Here is a 16996-nt window from a genome sequence, read left to right on the forward strand (position 1 = left end):
CTTCTACGAGGCCTGGGTGCACCCCGTCCTCGGCCAGCGGCGCGGCACGGCGTACGTGCTGCCCGACGACGGCCCCCCGAGCGCCACTTCCCGGGCCTGGCCGCGGTGTAGCACCGCGGGCGGCCGGCGCCCGTCACGCGTGCGCCGGCAGCTCCGGGGCCGCCACCTCGGCGCGGCCCTCCTGCCGCAGCCACTGCGCCAGCTCGGCGGCCGGCAGCGGCCGCGCGAAGTGGAAGCCCTGCAGTTCGTCGCAGCCCGCCACGCGCAGCGCCTGCGCGGTGGCTTCGTTCTCCACGCCCTCGGCCACCACGCGAAGGTGCAGCGCATGGCCGAGGCCGATCACGGCGCGGGTGATGGCCTGGTGGGCGCGGTCGGTCAGCAGGTCGCGCACGAAGGAGCGGTCGATCTTCAGCCGGTCGATGGGGAAGCGGTGCAGGTAGTGCAGGCTGGAGTAGCCGGTGCCGAAGTCGTCCACGGCCAGCTGGATGCCCAGCGCCTTCAGGGCGTGCAGCTGCTGCAGCGTCTGCTCGGCGCCGTCCATCAGCGTCGATTCGGTCAGCTCCAGCTCGATCGACGCCGGCCGGCAGCCGTGGCGTTGCAGGGCCTCGCGCAGGACGTCCGGCAGCGCCGGGTCGCGCAGCTGCACCGCGGACAGGTTGATCGCCATCGCCACCTCGCCCAGCCCCTCGGCGCGCCACTGCGCCTGCTGGCGACAGGCGGCGTCGATGACCCAGGCGCCGATGGGCACGATCAGCCGCGACTCCTCCGCGATGGGGATGAAGTCGGCCGGTCCCACCGCGCCCAGCTCGGGTGACTGCCAGCGCAGCAGCGCCTCGGCCCCCAGGCAACGGCCGTCGGCGGCCGCGACCCGCGGCTGGAAATGCAGCGACAGCTGGCTGCGCTCCACCGCGTGCCGCAGCAGCGACTCCACCTGCTGGCGGCGCTGCGTCTGCTGGTTGAGTTCCGGGGTGAAGAACTGCACGCCGTCGCGGCCCAGTGCCTTGGCCTGGTACATCGCCACGTCGGCGTGGCGCAGCAGCTCGTCGATGTCCTGCGAGTCGCCGGGGAAGAGGGCGGCGCCGACGCTGCACGACACGTGCAGCTCCACCCCCGCCGCCTCGTGCACCTGGCGGATCAGCGGCAGCAGCCGGCGCTCGACCAGCGACGCCACCTCCTCGGCGTCGTGCACCTCGCCGAGCACCACGATGAACTCGTCGCCGCCGAGCCGGCTCACGGTGTCGCCGCCGCGCACCGCCTGCGACAGCCGCTTCGCCACCGACTTCAGCAGGCTGTCGCCGACGTGGTGGCCCAGCGAGTCGTTGATGGTCTTGAAGCGGTCGAGGTCGATGAACAGGACCGCCACCTGGTGGCCGTTGCGCTGCGCCTGCTGCATGGCCATGCGCAGCCGTTCGATGCACAGCGACCGGTTGGGCAGTCCGGTCAGCACGTCGTGCTGGGCCAGGTACTGGATGCGCTCCTCGCTGGCCTTGCGGTCGCTGATGTCGAGCGAGGTGAAGATGTGGTGCGAGCTCTGGCCCTGGCGGTCGCGCACCGCGCTGACCACCAGCCACGCCGGGTAGCGGCTGCCGTCGCGGCGCTGCACGGTCACCTCGCCCTGCCAGGACGACCGCCGGCGCAGGTGCGGCCACAGCCGCGCGAAGAAGCCTTCGCGTTCCTCGGGCGCGAGCAGCAGCCCGGGGTGCTCGCCGCTCACCTCCGGCACCTCGTGGCCGGTGGCCTGGCAGAAGGCGCGGTTGACGGTGACGATGCGCTGCTGCGCGTCGACGATGAGGATGGCCTCCGACGACGCCTCGAACACCTTGGCCCACAGCTCCAGCCGCTGCTCCATCACCTTCAGGTGGTTGACCGGCGCGAAGGCGGTCAGCACCGCCTCGCGGCCCTGGTAGTGCAGCCGCCGCGCCGACAGCACGGCCCAGGTGCCCTCGTCGCCGGCGCGCCAGTGCACCTCGAACTCGTCGACGGCGTCGCGGTCGGCCAGCTGCTGGAAGAAGCGCGCCCGCACCGCCGGCGCCAGCGCCGTGCCCCAGGGGTCGTGGCGGTGATCGCCCAGCCAGCGCAGCGCCGGTCCGTTGGCGTGCAGCACGTCGTGCTCGGGCACCGAGGTCACCATCAGCGGGATGGGCATGGCCTCGACCAGCCGCTGCTGCGCCTCGGCGGCGCGGGCGCTGGCGGCCAGCTCCTGCTGCGCCTGCCGCTGCTCGTCCAGCTCGGCCAGCATGCCGTTGAAGCCCACCACCAGGCGGCCGATCTCGTCGCGGCTGTCCCAGTGCACCCGCTGGCGGTGGTTGCCGGTGCGGCGCACGGTGTCGACCACGGTGGACAGCCGCTTCAGCGGCTGCGAGATGCGCTTGGCCACCGAGTACACGGCGGTGAGGATGAGCGCGAGGATGAACAGCGCCGTGCCGAGGTGCAGCCACATGCGCTGGAAGAAGCCGTTGATGCGCAGGTCGATCAGCCGGTCCAGCTGCTGCGAGCTCAGCGCCCAGCCGATGGCGGCATCGCCCAGCAGCGCCTCGCGTGCCGCCTGCAGGCCGGCGGCCTGGGCCGCCTTCGGCTCGTCCATCAGCGCCCGGGCGGCGTTGCGGAAGGCGTCGATGCGCTCGGCCATCGCGGCCCCCGGGCCTTCCAGCGCCTGCCGCAGCTGGCCGTCGGCGGCGGCGGAGAAGGCCTCGTTGAGGTCGCTCTTCAGGCCCTTGGCGGTGGCGTCCAGCCGGCCCTCGAGGATGAAGTAGCGGGTGCGGGCGTCGGCGTCGCGCACCTGGTGGCGCGGCAGGTCGGCCTGCAGCACGGCGTCGATCTGCGACACCAGGGCCAGCAGCTCGGGGAAACGCAGCAGCACCACCGACATCGTGTAGTAGCTGTCGAGGTCGGGGTCGAGGATGAGGTTGGACTGGTTGCCCACCCGATTGATCAGCGCCAGGGCATCGTCCAGCGCGCGGCCGAGCGCCACCGGCCGTTCGGCTTCGGCGTGGCGGGTGCCGGCCTCGAGCGACTGCAGCGATGCCTGCAGCGCGCCGTTGGGCCCGGCGCTGTCCATGCCGGCACCGTGCCGGGCCTCGATCTCCGACAGCGGCGGCGACGCCGGTGCCGGCCGCTGGCCCGCCAGCGCGATCACCAGCGGCTGCAGCTCGCGCAGGTAGGCGTTGCCGGCCACCTCCTTGCGCGCGAAGTCGATGGCGATGTACTTCTCGTGGATCAGGATGCCGCTGATGAAGATCACCGCGGACAGGTCCAGCAGGTAGATCAGGGCGAGCTTGCGGCCCACGCTGAGCCGGGCCAGCAGGTCGGAGAAGGCTCGCCGGAGGGGCATGGCGGTCGGTTGGTTGTTGGGCCGCAGACCGGGGCCTGCAGGCGGGCTCAGGGAAGACCCTGCACAGGCCTCTATCGACGGCCGTCGTCAGCGCTTGAGCAATGTTTGGCGCCTGCACCAGCGCGTGGCAGCGGTGCCTCGGCGGCAGGCATGGCGCACCGCCGCGGGCGTGCAAACGTCACGCTGCGGCGGCGAAGCCAGTGAATGGGGCGCCCTGCCGGCGCACCTCACCGGCTGTGCCGCCGCCGCCCGCCGGACACTTGCGGTCATGCTCCGCTCCCTGCGCTCACGCGTCGCCCTGGCCTTCGGCGGCGTCGTCATCGCCGTCGTCGGCGCGCTGTCGCTGGTGCTCGGGCACATGACGGCCCGCCGCATGCTGGCCGACCAGGCCGTCGCGCTCGACACCCTCGCCCGCTCCACCGCCGACGTGCTGGCCGACGGCCTGGCCGAACGGCTGCGCGAGGTCGAACTGCTGGCCGCCTCGCCGCCGGCCAGCCCGGCCGACTGGCAGCGCGTGATGGCACGGGCGCAGCAGAGCCGGCCTCGTTTCAGCTGGATGGGCCTGGTCGAGCCCGACGGCCGGGTGCGACACGCCACCGGCGACCTGCTGGTGGGCGAGTCGGTGGCCGAGCGGCCCTGGTTCATCGCCGCGCGCGCGGCGCCCGTCGTCGGCGACGTGCACACCGCCAAGCTGCTGGCCGCGCGGCTGCCGGCCTCGGCCACCGGCGAGCCGCTGCGCTTCATCGACTTCGCGGCCCCGGTGCGCGCCGATGGCCGGCTGCAGGCGGTGATCGGGGTGCACGTGTCCTGGGACTGGGCACGGGACGTCATCGGCCGCCTGCGCAGCCCGCTGGCGCGGCACCGGGGCGTCACCGTCTTCATCCTCGACCACCGCGGCGAGGTCATTCTGCGGCCGCTGGGCCTCGATGGCCCGGAGCGGCCGATCGCCCTCGACCAGCTGCCCGCGGACGGCGCCAGGGCCGTGCGCTGGGCCGACCGGTCGGACCACCTGACGGCCGCCGCCCGGCTGCCCTCGCCGGCCGGGCCCACCGACATGGGCTGGACCATCGTCGCCCGCCAGCCGGTGGCGCAGGCGCTGGCGCCGGCCCGGGCGGCGCGGCATGCGGCCTGGGCGATCGGCGCGGTGGCCGCGTTGCTGGCCACCGTGCTGGCCTGGCTGGCGCTGGGCCGCTACACCCGGCCGCTGGCGCAGATGGCCGAGGCCGCGCGGCAGGTGGAAGCCGGCGACCGCGTGACCGAGATCCGCCAGCACCACGGCGCTGCCGAGCTGCGCCAACTCAGCGCCTCGCTGCGCGGCATGACCGCCTCGCTGCGCCAGCGCGAGCAGGCGCTGGCCGAGGCGAACCGGGTGCTGGAGGCGCGGGTGGCCGAACGCACCCGCGACCTGCTGCACGCCCAGTCGGCGCTGCAGCAGGCCAACGCGGAACTGCAGGCGCTGGCCTCGCGCGATGCGCTGACCGGGCTGTTCAACCGTCGCCTGCTGGACGAGCGGCTGGCCGCCGAGCTGGCGCGGCATCGCCGCAGCGGCCGGCCGCTGGCCGTGGTGCTGGCCGACATCGACCACTTCAAGGCGGTCAACGACGGCCATGGCCATGCCGAGGGCGACCGCGTGCTGCGCGACGTGGCGCGCTGCCTGCAGGGCACCGTGCGCGGCACCGACATCGTCGGCCGCTACGGCGGCGAGGAGTTCCTGCTGCTGCTGCCCGACACGCCGGCCGAGGGCGCGCTGGCCGCCTGCGAGAAGCTGCGCGCGGTGGTCGCCGCCTGTCCCGGTGCGGTGCGGGTGACCATCAGCCTGGGCATCGCGGTGCCGGCCGCCGACTGGCCCGACGCCGCCGCCGTCCTGGCCGCGGCCGATGCGGCGCTGTACCGGGCCAAGGCCGAGGGCCGCAACCGGGTGGTGCTGCAGGGGCCGGCGGTCGCCACGCGGCCCGACCAGCCCGCCGACGCGCCGGCCTGACGTCAACCGCCGGCCGCGGCCGGCAGTCGCACGGTGGCCGTGGCCCCCCGCACCCGGCCGGCCTCGTCCTGGCGGTTGTCCAGCGCAAGGCGGCCGCCGAGCGCGGCGCAGATGTCGCGGCAGATGGTGAGGCCGAGGCCGGTGCCTTCGGTGGGCCGGCCGGTGCGGAAGGGCTCGAACAGGTGCTCCGCCAGCGCGGGGTCGATGCCCGGGCCGCTGTCGATCACCTGCAGCCGGGCCTGCCCGTCGTCGACGTCCACCTGCAGCAGCACGGCCCCGCCGGCAGGGGTCTCGCGCAGCGCGTTGTGCAGCAGGTTGCGCGCGAGCTCGCGCAGCATCCACTCATGGCCGAGCACGGTCACCGGCCGCTCGGCCCGCAGCTCCAGGTCCACCGATTTCTGCGCGGCCAGCGGCGCCAGGTCCAGTGCCACCTCGCGCACCTGCTCGTCCAGCCGCACGGCGGCGAAGGCGCGTCGGCTGACCTGGTCCACCTTGGCCAGCGCCAGCATCTGCTGCGCCAGGCCGATGGCGCGTTCGACGGTGCGCTGCATGTCGACCAGGGCCGCGCGGTCGGCCGGGCGGTCGCCGTCGCCGTCGAGCGCGTTGCGCAACTGCGTGCGCAGCACCGTCAGCGGCGTGCGCAGCTGGTGCGAGGCGTCGCGGATGAACTGCTGCTGGCGCTCCAGCGTGCCGCCGAGGCGGCCCAGCAGGTCGTTGATGGCCGCCGGCACCGGGCGCAGTTCGCGGGGCAGCGCGGTCGGTTCGAGCGGCGACAGGTCGTCGCCGCGCCGGCGGGCCAGCGCGGCGCGCAGCGCCTCCACCGGTTTCAGCGAGTGCGCGACCACCGCCCAGGTGACGCCGGCGACGACCAGCACCAGCAGCGCCTGGCGCAGCAGCGTGGCGCGCAGCAGCTCCTGCGCGCGCTGGCGGCGCAGGTCCAGGCCCTCGGCCACCTGGATGACGGCGATGCCGCGCACGTCGGGGCCCACCACCGGCTGGTACAGCGCCGCCACGCGCACCGGCCGGCCCTGGTAGTCGGTGTCGTAGAAGTCGACCAGGGCCGGGTAGGCGCTGCGCTGCGGCATCGGGCCGGGGTAGGGCGGCAGCCCGGCATGGCCGGCCAGCAGTTCGCCGTCCAGGCCGGTGATGCGCCAGGCCACGCCGCGCAGGCTGTCGGGCTCCAGTTCTTCCAGCGCACTCGGCGGCAGGTCGGCGAGCAGGCGGCCGTCGCGCCACTGCAGCCATTCGCCCAGCGTGCGGGCGGTGGTCAGCAGCGTGCGGTCGTAGGCCAGCGTGATGGCCTGCAGGGCGTTGCGGTAGACGCTCACCGTGTCCACGGCGACGAACAGCGCCATCGGCACGATCAAGCCGACCAGCAGCCGTCGGCGCAGGGAGTGGGACCGCCCGTTGGCCAGGTCCGCCGGCCTTTGGCCGGGGGCCGGCCCGCCGGCGGGCGTCGGCGCCGGGGGGGTCACGTCGCGGCGTCCTCGCGCAGCAGGTAACCCAGGCCGCGCAGCGTGACCAGCGCGGTGCCCGAGCCGGCCAGCTTCTTGCGCAGCCGGTAGGCCACCACCTCGATGGCCTCGAACTGGACCTCCGTGGCCATCGGGAAGACCAGGCGGAACAGCCGTTCCTTGGCCACCGCGCGCCCCGGCGTCGCCATCAGCGCCTTCAGCAGCGCCTGCTCGCGCGGCGTCAGCTCCAGCACCTGCTCGCCGACGTAGAAGGCGCCGGCCGCGCGGTCCAGCTGCAGCCGGCCGCAGCGCTGCACCGCCTCGGTGTCGCGGCCGTGGCGGCGCAGCAGCGCGCGGATGCGCGCCTCCAACTCGTCGAGGTCGAAGGGCTTGCCGAGGTAGTCGTCGGCACCGGCGTTGAGGCCGACGACGCGGTCGCCGACGGCGCTGCGCGCGGTGAGCACGACGATGGGCACGCCGATCTGCTCGGCGCGCGCCTTGTGCAGCACCTGCAGGCCGTCGAGTCCGGGGATGGTCAGGTCCAGCAGCAGCAGCGCGGGCGGGTCGTGGCGCAGGCGGTTCATCGCCTCGCTGCCGTTGCCGCAGCAGGTGACGGCGAAGCCGCGCGCTTCGAGGGCACGCTGCAGCGCGGCGGCCAGGTCGGGCTCGTCTTCGACCAGCAGCAGTCGGGGGCCGTCGGCGACGGTCATGGCCGGGTTCATGGGCCGAGTGTGGCGCGCGGCAACGGCCGCGCAGGACCGGGTCGCCACCGACCGCGGCGGGGCCCGACAGCCGCTTGACAGGCGGCACGGCGGGACGCGACAGCCAGTTGACAGCCTGGCGCGCGGCCTGCGGGTTGTCGCCTAAACGGGCCCGCCGGCACGGCCCTCAGCATCGCGGCCTCTTGCCCCAACGAGGAGATCCCGTGACCGCTCGCCGTCCCCGCTTCGTCCCGCTCGCCGCCGCGATCCTCGCCGCCGGCACCACCGCCGCGCAGGCCCAGGGCACGGGCTCCAGCGTCACGCTCTACGGGCTGCTGGACACCTACGTCGAATGGCGCAACCACAACAACGCCGCCGGCGACAGCCGCCTCGCGCTCAACTCCGGCGGCATGAACACCTCGCGCTGGGGCCTGCGCGGCAGCGAGGACCTGGGCGGCGGGCTGAGGGCCATCTTCCAGCTGGAAAGCGAGGTCGGCGCCGACACCGGCGCCGCCGCGGCCGCCTTCTGGAGCCGGCAGGCCAACGTCGGCCTGGAAGGCCGCTTCGGCCGCGTCGTCGCCGGCCGTTCGTACAGCACCACCTACGACTTCATCCTGCCCTTCGACCCGATGGGTTATGCCCCCCGTGAACTCCTGGGCCACGGCCGGCAACGCCACCGCCACCGCGGCCGGTGTCAGCCGCGCCGACGGCATGCTCACCGGCGTCTCCAACCTGGTGAAGTACCGCGGCGCGTTCGGCCCGGTCAGCGTCGGCGCCAGCTACCGCTTCGGCGAGCAGACCGGCTTCAGCGACGGCAACGCCGCCGTCCTGGCCGCGGCCTACAACGCCGGCCCGCTGGGGCTGGTGGTCACCGCCGAGCAGGCCAACGGCATCACCGTGGCCGCCAGCGGCCGGCGCGACCGGACCCGCACCGTGCACCTGGGCGCCAGCTACCAGGTGGGCCCGACCAAGCTGTTCGCGGTGGTGCGCAACTTCGACCGGTCGCTGGCCTCGGGCGCCGCCGACCTGGAAAGCCGCACCGCCTGGGTCGGCGCGGCCTACGCGGCCAGCCCGGCGCTGACGCTCACCGCCGCGTACTACCACCAGGACATCCGCAGTGGCGTGCGGCCGGGCGACGACCCTAAGCTGCTGACCCTGCGGGCGCGCTACGCCCTGTCCAAGCGCACCGACCTGTACGCGGTGGTTGGCCACGCCAAGGCCAGGAGTGGCGCGGTCGGCGTGTCGCGCGACGACGCCGGCTTCCTCGGCTCGCAGTCCAACGTGGCGGCCGGCATCCAGCACCGCTTCTGAGGACCACCGCCGGGGCGAGCCCGACCGACACCGACGCCCGCCATCGGGCATCTGAAGGAGAGCACATGAACGCATCCAACCGCCGGCAGTGCCTGGGCACGCTGGCCGCACTGGCCCTGACGGGCAGCGGCAGCGCCCGTGCGGCGGCCAACCTGAAGGTCATGATCGGCGCCAACCCCGGCGGCGGCTACGACCAGACCGGCCGCGGCATCGGCAAGGCGCTGCAGGAGGCCGGCGTGGCCGGCTCGGTGACCTACGAGAACAAGGGCGGCGCCGGCGGCACCATCGCGCTGGCGCAGTTCGCCAACGCCGCCAAGGGCGATCCCAACGCGCTGCTGGTGGTCGGCGCCATCATGGTCGGCGCCATCGTGCAGAACAAGCCGCCGATCACGCTCGCGCAGGTGACGCCGATCGCGCGCCTGTTCGCCGAGTACAACGTCTTCGTCGTGCCCGCGGCCTCGCCGATCAGGACCATGCGCGAGGTGGTCGAGCAGATGAAGAAGGAGCCGGCCAGCGTCAAGTGGGGCGGCGGCTCGCGTGGCTCCGTCGACCACATCAGCGTGGCCATGATCGCGCGCGAGAACGCGGTCGACGTGGCCAAGGTGAACTACGTGCCCTTCAAGGGTGGCGGCGAGGCGGTGGCCGCGGTGCTGGGCGGCCATGTCACCTGCTGCACCAGCGGCCTGGCGGAGATGGACGAGTTCATCCGCACCGGCAAGCTGCGCGCGATCGCCGTCACGGCGCCGCAGCGGCTCAAGGGCGTGGCCATCCCGACGCTCAAGGAGCAGGGCATCGACGTGGAGATCGGCAACTGGCGCGGCGTCTACGGCGCGGCCGGCATCACGCCCGAGCAACGCAGGGCGCTGATCGACGGCGTGGCCCGGGCGGTGAAGACCAAGGCCTGGGCGGAGACGCTGGAGAAGAACAACTGGACGCCGGCGCTGATGACCGGCGACGAGTTCGGCGGCTTCGTCGACAACGACCATGCCCGCCTGCGCGCGCTGATGCTCAAGCTGGGCATGCTGTGAGGCGGCTGGACCCGAAGCTCGCCGCGCTGGCGGCGGGCCTGCTGGCCCTGGCCGGGCTGCTCGCGCTGGGGGCCCGCGGCATCCCCAGCGAGGCAGGCTATGCCGGCGTGGGCCCGTCCTTCCTGCCCTGGGCAGTGTCGCTGGCGCTGGCGGTGTGCGCGGTGCTGCTGGTGGTCGACGGCCTGCGCGCGCCGGCGGCCGTGCAGGACCCGCCCGCGCGCCCCAACGCGCCGGCCTTCGTCTGGGTGTCGGCCGGCCTGCTGCTCAGCGCGGCGCTGATCACCACGCTGGGCTTCGTGCTGTCCTGCGCGCTGCTCTACACCCTGGCCGCCTGCGGCTTCCGCCATGCCGAAGGACAGCGGCTGCAGGTGCGCACCGCCGTGAAGGACCTCGTGGTCGGCGCGGCGCTGTCGGCACCGGTGTTCTGGCTGTTCACCCGCGCGCTCGGCCTCAGCCTGCCCGCGCTCACGGCCTCGGGCTGGATCTGAAGCCGCCCCACCTCCCTGCGGTATCCATGGACATCTGGCCTCAACTGCTCGACGGCTTCGCCAACGCCGCCACGCCCGTCAACCTGATGTGGGCCTTCATCGGCTGCTTCATCGGCACCGCCATCGGCGTGCTGCCGGGCATCGGCCCGGCGCTGACGGTGGCCATGCTGCTGCCCATCACCGCCAACGTGCCGGTCACCGCGTCGATGATCATGTTCGCGGGCATCTACTACGGCTCGATGTACGGCGGCTCGACCACCTCCATCCTGCTCAACACGCCGGGCGAGACCGGTTCGATGGTCACCGCGATGGAGGGCAACCGCATGGCCAAGAGCGGCCGTGCCGGCGCGGCGCTGGCCACCGCCGCCATCGGCAGCTTCGTCGCCGGCACCGTCGCCACGGTGCTGGTCACGCTGTTCGCGCCGCCGATCGCCGAGTGGGCGCTGAAGCTCGGTCCGCCCGAGTACTTCGCGCTCATCGTGCTGTCGTTCACCACCGTGTCGGCGGTGCTGGGCGCCAGCGTGCTCAAGGGCATGACCGCGCTGCTGCTGGGGCTGGCGGTGGGGCTGATCGGCATCGACCAGATCTCCGGCGCCGCGCGCTACACGCTCGGTGTGCCGGAGCTGGTCGACGGCATCGAGGTGGTGCTGGTGGCCGTCGGCCTGTTCGCCGTGGCCGAGGCGCTGCACGCCGTGCTGTACGAGGGCCGGGTGGACGGGTCGCGCAACCGCCTGTCCAGCCTGTGGATGAGCCGGCGCGACTGGAAGCGCTCCACCGGTGCCTGGCTGCGCGGCACCGCCATCGGCTTTCCCTTCGGTGCCATCCCGGCCGGCGGCACCGAGATCCCGACCTTCCTGTCCTACGGCCTGGAGAAGAAGCTGGCCCGCGGCGAGGACGAGGCCGAGTTCGGCAGGCGCGGCGCCATCGAGGGCGTGGCCGGGCCGGAGGCGGCCAACAACGCCGCCGTGACCGCCGCGCTGGTGCCGCTGCTGACGCTGGGCATCCCCACCTCCAACACGACGGCGGTGCTGCTGGCGGCCTTCCAGAACTACGGCATCCAGCCCGGGCCCACGCTGTTCCAGACCTCGGCCGGGCTGGTGTGGGCGCTGGTGGCGTCGCTGTACATCGGCAACGTCATGCTGCTGGTGCTCAACCTGCCGCTGGTGGGGCTGTGGGTCAAGCTGCTGAAGGTGCCGCGGCCGGCGCTGTACGCCGGCATCCTCATCTTCGCCACCGTGGGCGTCTACGGCATGCGCCAGTCGGCCTTCGACCTGGTGCTGCTCTATGCCATCGGCGTGGCCGGGGTGGTGATGCGGCGCTTCGAGATCCCCACCGCCCCGGTCATCGTCGGCATGATCCTCGGCCCGATGGGCGAGGCCCAGCTGCGCAACGCGATGTCCATCGGCGAGGGCCGGTGGACCGTGCTGATCGAGCGGCCGTTCAGCGCCACCGTGCTGGCCCTGTGCGTGCTGCTGCTGCTGGCGCCGCCGCTGTGGCGGCGGTGGGGTCGCCGGTCGGTCTGAGCGCGGTCAGGGGCCCGTCGTGGCCGCCGCCGCGGTGGTCCCCGGGGCGCTGCTGGCGGCGTCCGCGTCGGCGGCACGCGACAGGTGCTGCGACGAGGTCAGCCCCATCGAGACGTAGATGCTGGTCACCGCCTCGATGCCGACGTCGGCTGGCGTGACCCAGGCCTCGGGCACATAAAGCAGGCCGCCGCCCACCGGCACCGGCGCGGTGGGGATGAGCACCGCGAGGTAGCGCTGCTCGCCGATCAACACCGGCTCCGGGCTGCCGAGCAGGGCCAAGGCCGCCGCGCCGCCCACGCCGCCGAAGTGGCACCACACCGCGCTCATCGACTTCGGCCCGTCGCGCTCCTTCTGCGAGAAGAGGTCGACCATCTTGCGCACCAGGTCGTAGACCTTGCCCACCAGCGGAATGCGCTGGAACAGGGTGTCCAGCAGCACCGCCTTGTCGTGCTGCCAGCGCGACTCGATCAGCACGCCGAGGCCGAAGATGGCCGCCAGCACGATGACGATGCCGAACAGGTAGCTCACCACCACCGAGCCGGTGAGGCCGAAGCCGATGGCGACCAGCACCGAGCCGACCAGGCTCTCGGGGCCGATCCAGCCGATCAGCAGCCCCACCACCCAGCCGAAGATGGCCAGCGTGGCCATGAGCGGCAGGGCCGCCAGCAGGCCGGTCAGGAAGATGCGCAGCGGCGGTCGGCGCCGCAGGAGCGAGACCGGCGAGCGCGCGGCGTGGATGGGCTCTTGCATGGTTCCTCGATGCCGCGATGGACGGCCTGTCCGGAGTGGTCCCGCCGACAGGAATCGAACCTGTATCTGCCGCTTAGGAGGCGGCCGTTCTATCCATTGAACTACGGCGAGGGGCTGCTGCTCGCGCGCGGGGGCCGGGATGGTAGCAGCGCGCCCGGCGGCGGAATGCCGCGGCCGTTCCAGCGCCAGATCCACAGCAGGTCCACCGCCGGGTCCTCGCCGGCCTGGGTGCGCAGGGTGAAGCGCTGGGCGATGCGGTAGATCAGCTGCCAGGTGCCGGTGGTCGAGTTGATGCCGCGTTCGTAGCCCACGTACCAGCGCCTCGTCAGCTGCTTGCCGACGCCGACGACGGTGCTGCGCACGTCGTTGTCGGCGCTCTGGCGCAGGGTGATGTCGTCCAGGCCGAGGCCGCGGGTCAGCCGGTCGGTGGTCGACGGGCTGCCGTCGCCCTCGCCGGACAGCAGCGCCAGCGCCGCGCGCTGCAGCAGCGCGGTGTCGCTGCGGCCCACGCCCTCGGGCGCCCGGCCCAGCACCAGCCACGACAGCTTCTCGGGGTCGGGCATGTCGGGCTCGGAGTAGAGCCGCACCCGCGGCCGCAGCACGCTGCCGGTCACCGCCACGCCCACGCGCACGTCGACCTGGTCGCGCAGCGCCAGGATGTCCAGCCGCGGGTTCTCCGGGTTGCCGATGAAGGTGACCAGGCCGCGGTCGATGCGCAGGTTCTGGCCGTAGGCGGTGTAGGTGCCCTCGTCGGCGCGCACCGTGCCGTTGATGCGCAGCCGGCCGCCCGGCGTGGTGAGCTGCAGGTCACCGCGCAGCAACGCGTTGAGGCCGCGGCCGCGCACCCGCAGCTGATCGCCCAGGTCCACCGACAACCGCACCTGCGTCTCGCGGGCCACGCGGGGCGGCCCCTCCTCGGCGACCGGGGCCTCGGGCGCCGCGCGGCGCACCACGGTGACGTCGCCGTCCAGCGCGGGAGCGTCGCCGCGGCTGACGTCGATCAGGCCCTCGTCCACCTTCAGCCGTCCGTCCAGCGTCAGCGCCTGGCGGTCCAGCCCCATGCGGGCGTCGCCGCTGACCACCACCCGTCGGTCCAGCCGGCCGAGCGCCTGGAAGCGGTCCGCGCGCAGCGTCAGCCGGGCCTGCGGCGCCTCGCCGAAGCCGATGTCGCCGCCGATGTGCAGCCAGCCGTCGCCGCCGCGCAGGCTGAACTGCTCGACCTGCGCCGTCTCGCCCGCCAGCCGCAGCGCCAGCCGGCCCTCGCGCAGCGACACGCCCTGCAGCAGGTGGCGCGCGCTCAGGTCGCGGGCGTCGACGCGGCCGGTGTACTGCGGCGCGCCGGCGGTGCCGCCCAGGGTGGCGCGGGCGTGCAGCGCGCCGCCGAGGCGCCAGCCCACCGGCGTCCACGGCCCCCAGACGCCGAGGTTGTCGACGCGCAGTTCGATCGCGCCGGCCAGCGGCGTGGTGGGCGCCGGCCAGGCGGCACGCGGGTCGGTGCGCAGCGTCTGCGAACCGGCGAGCACCCCCACCGTGCTGCCGGCCACCGCCTGCGTGAAGTGCCAGGTGCCGTCGCGCGCCGACAGGCCCAGGCGCAGCTCGGTGAGGCCGAGCCCGGTGGTGCCGCCTTCGTCGGTGACGGTGAGGTCGCCGGTGCGCCGCTCCAGCAGCACCTCGGCCTCGACGCCGGCGCCGCTGCGGATGTCGGCGCGGCCGGCGACGACGAGGTCGCCGCCCCAGCCGAAGTCGGGCTGCCAGCGGGCGAGCAGCGGCGCCAGCGGCAGCGGGTCCAGCTGCGCCTGCAGCCGCAGCTGGGCGTCGCCGGCCGGCGCACCGGGCGGGGCCGCCTGCCAGCGCGCCAGCTGCCAGCGCAGGGCCGAGCCGACCACCTGCAGGCGGCCAGGCGCCAGTTCGGCGCTGCGCAGCGCGAACGCCGGGTCGAACTGAAGGGTGGCGGTGAGGTCGTCCGCCGCCAGCCAGGGCGTGGCGTCGGCGCGCACCGGTCCGCTGCGCAGGCGCGCCAGCCGGCCCTCCCAGCGGGCGCCGCCGGTCACCGGGGTCCAGCGGCCGCGGCCGTCGAGCGTGAAGGCGCTGCCGCCCGCGCTGCCGCCAGGGCCGAGCAGCGGCTCCGCCCAGGCCGGTGGCCGCACCGCGCTGCGCGCGTCGACGCGCAGGCCGTGGTCGCCGCGGCTGCCGGCCAGCGCCAGCGTCACCCGCTCCAGGCGCCGGGCCGGCTCGCCGCGCGGGGTGGCGCTGGTCACGCCGTCGAGCTCGGCATGGGCCTCCAGCCGGCCGTCGAGATCGGCGCCGTCGAGCTGCCAGCGGGCGCGGCCGCGGTCGATGCGCCAGCCGGCGGCGGCCAGGCCGTCGGCTTCGGCCCGGCCGTCGGAGCGCAGGGCCGGCCAGCGGCCTTCGGTGCGGGCCTCCGCCACCAGCCGGCCGGCCTGCGGCCACAGCGAGGCCAGCCCGGGGTGCAGGCGCGACCAAGCGGCCAGCGCGCCGGCGTCGGGCAGCTCGATCCGGCCGCTGGCCTGGTCGGGCGCGCTGCCGTCGGCCGCCAGCCGGGCCTGCAACTGCAGCGTGCTGCCGCCCGCCGCCTGCAGCGCCACTTCGGCATTGGCCGCCTGGCCGACCGCCTGCCGCTGCCAGGCGACGCGGCCGCGCAGCGGCACCCCCGCCAGCCGGCCGTCGTCGATGTCCAGCGACAGCCGGCCGCTCACCGGCTGGGTCTGCCGGCGCAGGGACTCGAGCAGCGCGAGCGGCGTCGGGGCGGACCCGGTGCCGCCCGCCAGGGCCGTGCCCGTCCGGCCCTGCAGGTCGGCCTGCCAGCGCCCGTCCAGCCGGTGGCCGCTGCCGGCGGCAGGCCACCAGGCGGCGGGGTCGAAGCGCCGCAGCAGTCCCTCGCCGCGCGCCTGCCAGCGCCCGGGCTGGCCGCTGGCGTCCAGCCGCGCCTGCGCTTCGGCCTCGCCGGCCTGGGCGAGCAACTGGCGCAGGTTCAGCGACCAGGCCCCGTCGGCCGCCTGCCGGCCCTCGGCCTGCAACGTCAGGCGCGCCGCGGGCGCGCGGGGCAGCGACAGCACGGCGCCGTCGAGCCGGCCGTCGAGCGACAGCCGCTTCTCCGCCGCCGGCGGACGGCGGTCGCCGGGCGGCGGCCACCCGGCCAGCCGCAGCGCCAGCGGGCCGGACAGGCGCAGCGCCGGCAGCCGCGCGTCCAGGCCGGCGGGCTCCAGCGACTGCAGCGTGGTGTCCAGGCGCAGTGCGTCGCGGGTCCACTCGCCGTCGGCCTGCAGGCGGCCCAGGTCGCGGCGCTCGTCGGCGGCCTGCAGGTCCAGCGCCTGCAGGTCGAGGCGGCTGCGGTCGTCCAGGCGCCCGGCGACGCGCACGGCCAGGCGGCGCAGCGGCAGGCGGCCGGCGTCCCAGCGCCCGGGCTGGGCGTTGGTCAGCGTCAGCGACAGCGCGGCCGGCGCCTGCAGGCCGGTGGACTGCAGGCGCGCTTCGCCGTCGAGCCGGGTGCGGGGCAGGTCGGGCCACAGGGCGTGCAGGTCGAGCCCGCGCAACCGGGCGTCGAGCGCGCCCAGCGGCCAGGCGGCGAAGGGCTGCAGGTCGGCCTGCAGCTGCAGGCGGGTGGCGTCGTCGCGGGGGGTTGCGGGCGCCGTCGTCAGCGGCTGCAGCGACAGCGTCAACCGCGGGGCGGCCAACGGGCCGGCCAGGTCGGCCAGGGCCTGCCAGCCGGGCAGCGCCGCGGTGCCGGCGGCCGGTGCGGCCGTGGGCGATGTCACCCGCGCCTGCAGCTGCAGCGGCAGGTCGCCGGTGCTGCCGATCTGCCCCTGGGCCTGCAGCGCGTGGCCCTGCCAGTGCAGGTCCAGCCCGCGCAGGCGGTGCAGGGCGCCCCCGTCGGCGCCGAGCTGCACGTCGGCCTGCAGCGCCTCCACCGGCGGCAGGTCGTCGACCTGCAGCCGCGCGATGCGCAGGTCGGGCAGGTCGACCGCGAGAGGCATCGAGAGGTCGGCGGGGGCGGCCCGCGGCGGGTCGGTGGTCGGCAGGCGCAGCCGCAGGTCGTCGAGGCGCAGGCCCTCCAGCCGCAGGCCCAGCCACTGGCCGGGGGCGGGGCGCAGGCGCCAGGCCAGCCGCTGCCACGCGACGCCGGTCGCCTCGACCTCGCGCGCCTGGGCGTCGGCATACCGCACCCGTGCGGCGCCGAAACCATGGCCGCCGAGCAGCGCGCCATGCGGCCCGTCCAGCGCGAGTCCCGGCACCTGGCGCAGCAGCCAGGCGCTGCCCGCGGTGCTGTGCAGGGCCACCGCCAGTGCAGCGGCCAGCCCCAGCGGCACCGCGAGGACCACGGCCAGGGCGCCGGCCGCCCAGCGCAGGCCGCGTCGCGGTGGAGGCCGTTGACCGGTGGCCAAGGGGCGCGGGGTGTCGGCGGCCATCG

Annotated in this window: 9 protein-coding genes, 1 tRNA gene and 1 pseudogene; 5 read left to right on the forward strand and 6 right to left on the reverse strand. The window is 75.0% G+C overall.

The features are described from left to right. Positions 1-133: 133 nt before the first annotated feature. Positions 134-3331, reverse strand: coding sequence for an EAL domain-containing protein (locus LRS07_RS06340; protein ID WP_260501119.1), 3198 nt, complete (start codon positions 3329-3331; stop codon positions 134-136). A gap of 268 nt (positions 3332-3599) precedes the next feature. Between LRS07_RS06340 and LRS07_RS06345 the strand changes: the two genes are divergently transcribed. Beyond that, positions 3600-5312, forward strand: coding sequence for a sensor domain-containing diguanylate cyclase (locus LRS07_RS06345; protein WP_260501120.1), 1713 nt, complete (start codon positions 3600-3602; stop codon positions 5310-5312). 2 nt (positions 5313-5314) lie between these two features. Here the strand turns inward: LRS07_RS06345 and LRS07_RS06350 are convergent, their stop codons facing one another. Further along, the gene (locus LRS07_RS06350; protein WP_260501121.1) at positions 5315-6787 is read right to left on the reverse strand and encodes a sensor histidine kinase; all 1473 of its coding nucleotides are present in this window, start codon (positions 6785-6787) and stop codon (positions 5315-5317) included. Next, on the reverse strand, positions 6784-7488 hold the full coding sequence (locus LRS07_RS06355) for a response regulator (RefSeq protein WP_260501122.1): 705 nt from the start codon (positions 7486-7488) through the stop codon (positions 6784-6786). The genes LRS07_RS06350 and LRS07_RS06355 overlap by 4 nt, the downstream gene beginning before the upstream one ends. A 203-nt stretch (positions 7489-7691) precedes the next feature. Here LRS07_RS06355 and LRS07_RS22425 point away from each other — a divergent pair. From LRS07_RS22425 to LRS07_RS06375, 4 genes and pseudogenes are all read left to right on the forward strand, one after another. Next, positions 7692-8778: pseudogene (locus tag LRS07_RS22425) on the forward strand (porin). 65 nt (positions 8779-8843) lie between these two features. Next, positions 8844-9806: a Bug family tripartite tricarboxylate transporter substrate binding protein gene (locus LRS07_RS06365; RefSeq protein WP_260501123.1), complete on the forward strand. Its 963-nt coding sequence runs from the start codon at positions 8844-8846 to the stop codon at positions 9804-9806. Next, the gene (locus LRS07_RS06370) at positions 9803-10294 is read left to right on the forward strand and encodes a tripartite tricarboxylate transporter TctB family protein (protein ID WP_260501124.1); all 492 of its coding nucleotides are present in this window, start codon (positions 9803-9805) and stop codon (positions 10292-10294) included. Before LRS07_RS06365 ends, LRS07_RS06370 begins: the two co-directional genes overlap by 4 nt. A 26-nt stretch (positions 10295-10320) precedes the next feature. Then, positions 10321-11817 carry a tripartite tricarboxylate transporter permease gene (locus tag LRS07_RS06375; RefSeq protein ID WP_260501125.1) on the forward strand — a complete coding sequence of 499 codons (1497 nt, stop codon included), beginning with the start codon at positions 10321-10323 and terminating at the stop codon, positions 11815-11817. 6 nt (positions 11818-11823) lie between these two features. Here the strand turns inward: LRS07_RS06375 and LRS07_RS06380 are convergent, their stop codons facing one another. The 3 genes from LRS07_RS06380 to LRS07_RS06390 all read right to left on the reverse strand — a co-directional run bounded on the left by LRS07_RS06380 (position 11824) and on the right by LRS07_RS06390 (position 16994). Beyond that, positions 11824-12567, reverse strand: coding sequence for a DUF502 domain-containing protein (locus tag LRS07_RS06380; protein ID WP_260501126.1), 744 nt, complete (start codon positions 12565-12567; stop codon positions 11824-11826). Between the two features lie 36 nt (positions 12568-12603). Next, positions 12604-12678 (reverse strand) — tRNA-Arg (locus LRS07_RS06385). Then, entirely contained in the window at positions 12669-16994 is a 4326-nt protein-coding gene (locus LRS07_RS06390) for a translocation/assembly module TamB domain-containing protein (protein ID WP_260501127.1), read from the reverse strand. Before LRS07_RS06390 ends, LRS07_RS06385 begins: the two co-directional genes overlap by 10 nt. Positions 16995-16996 lie beyond the last annotated feature (2 nt).

Source organism: Aquabacterium sp. J223 (genome assembly GCF_024666615.1).
GTDB lineage: Bacteria > Pseudomonadota > Gammaproteobacteria > Burkholderiales > Burkholderiaceae_C > J223.

Excerpts from the sequence above, each read along its gene's own strand:
- LRS07_RS06340 (WP_260501119.1), bottom strand. The coding sequence starts at position 3,331 with ATGCCCCTCCGGCGAGCCTTCTCCGACCTGCTGGCCCGGCTCAGCGTG.
- LRS07_RS06345 (WP_260501120.1), top strand. The coding sequence starts at position 3,600 with ATGCTCCGCTCCCTGCGCTCACGCGTCGCCCTGGCCTTCGGCGGCGTC.
- LRS07_RS06355 (WP_260501122.1), bottom strand. The coding sequence starts at position 7,488 with ATGAACCCGGCCATGACCGTCGCCGACGGCCCCCGACTGCTGCTGGTC.
- LRS07_RS06365 (WP_260501123.1), top strand. The coding sequence starts at position 8,844 with ATGAACGCATCCAACCGCCGGCAGTGCCTGGGCACGCTGGCCGCACTG.
- LRS07_RS06375 (WP_260501125.1), top strand. The coding sequence starts at position 10,321 with ATGGACATCTGGCCTCAACTGCTCGACGGCTTCGCCAACGCCGCCACG.
- LRS07_RS06380 (WP_260501126.1), bottom strand. The coding sequence starts at position 12,567 with ATGCAAGAGCCCATCCACGCCGCGCGCTCGCCGGTCTCGCTCCTGCGG.
- LRS07_RS06390 (WP_260501127.1), bottom strand. The coding sequence starts at position 16,994 with ATGGCCGCCGACACCCCGCGCCCCTTGGCCACCGGTCAACGGCCTCCA.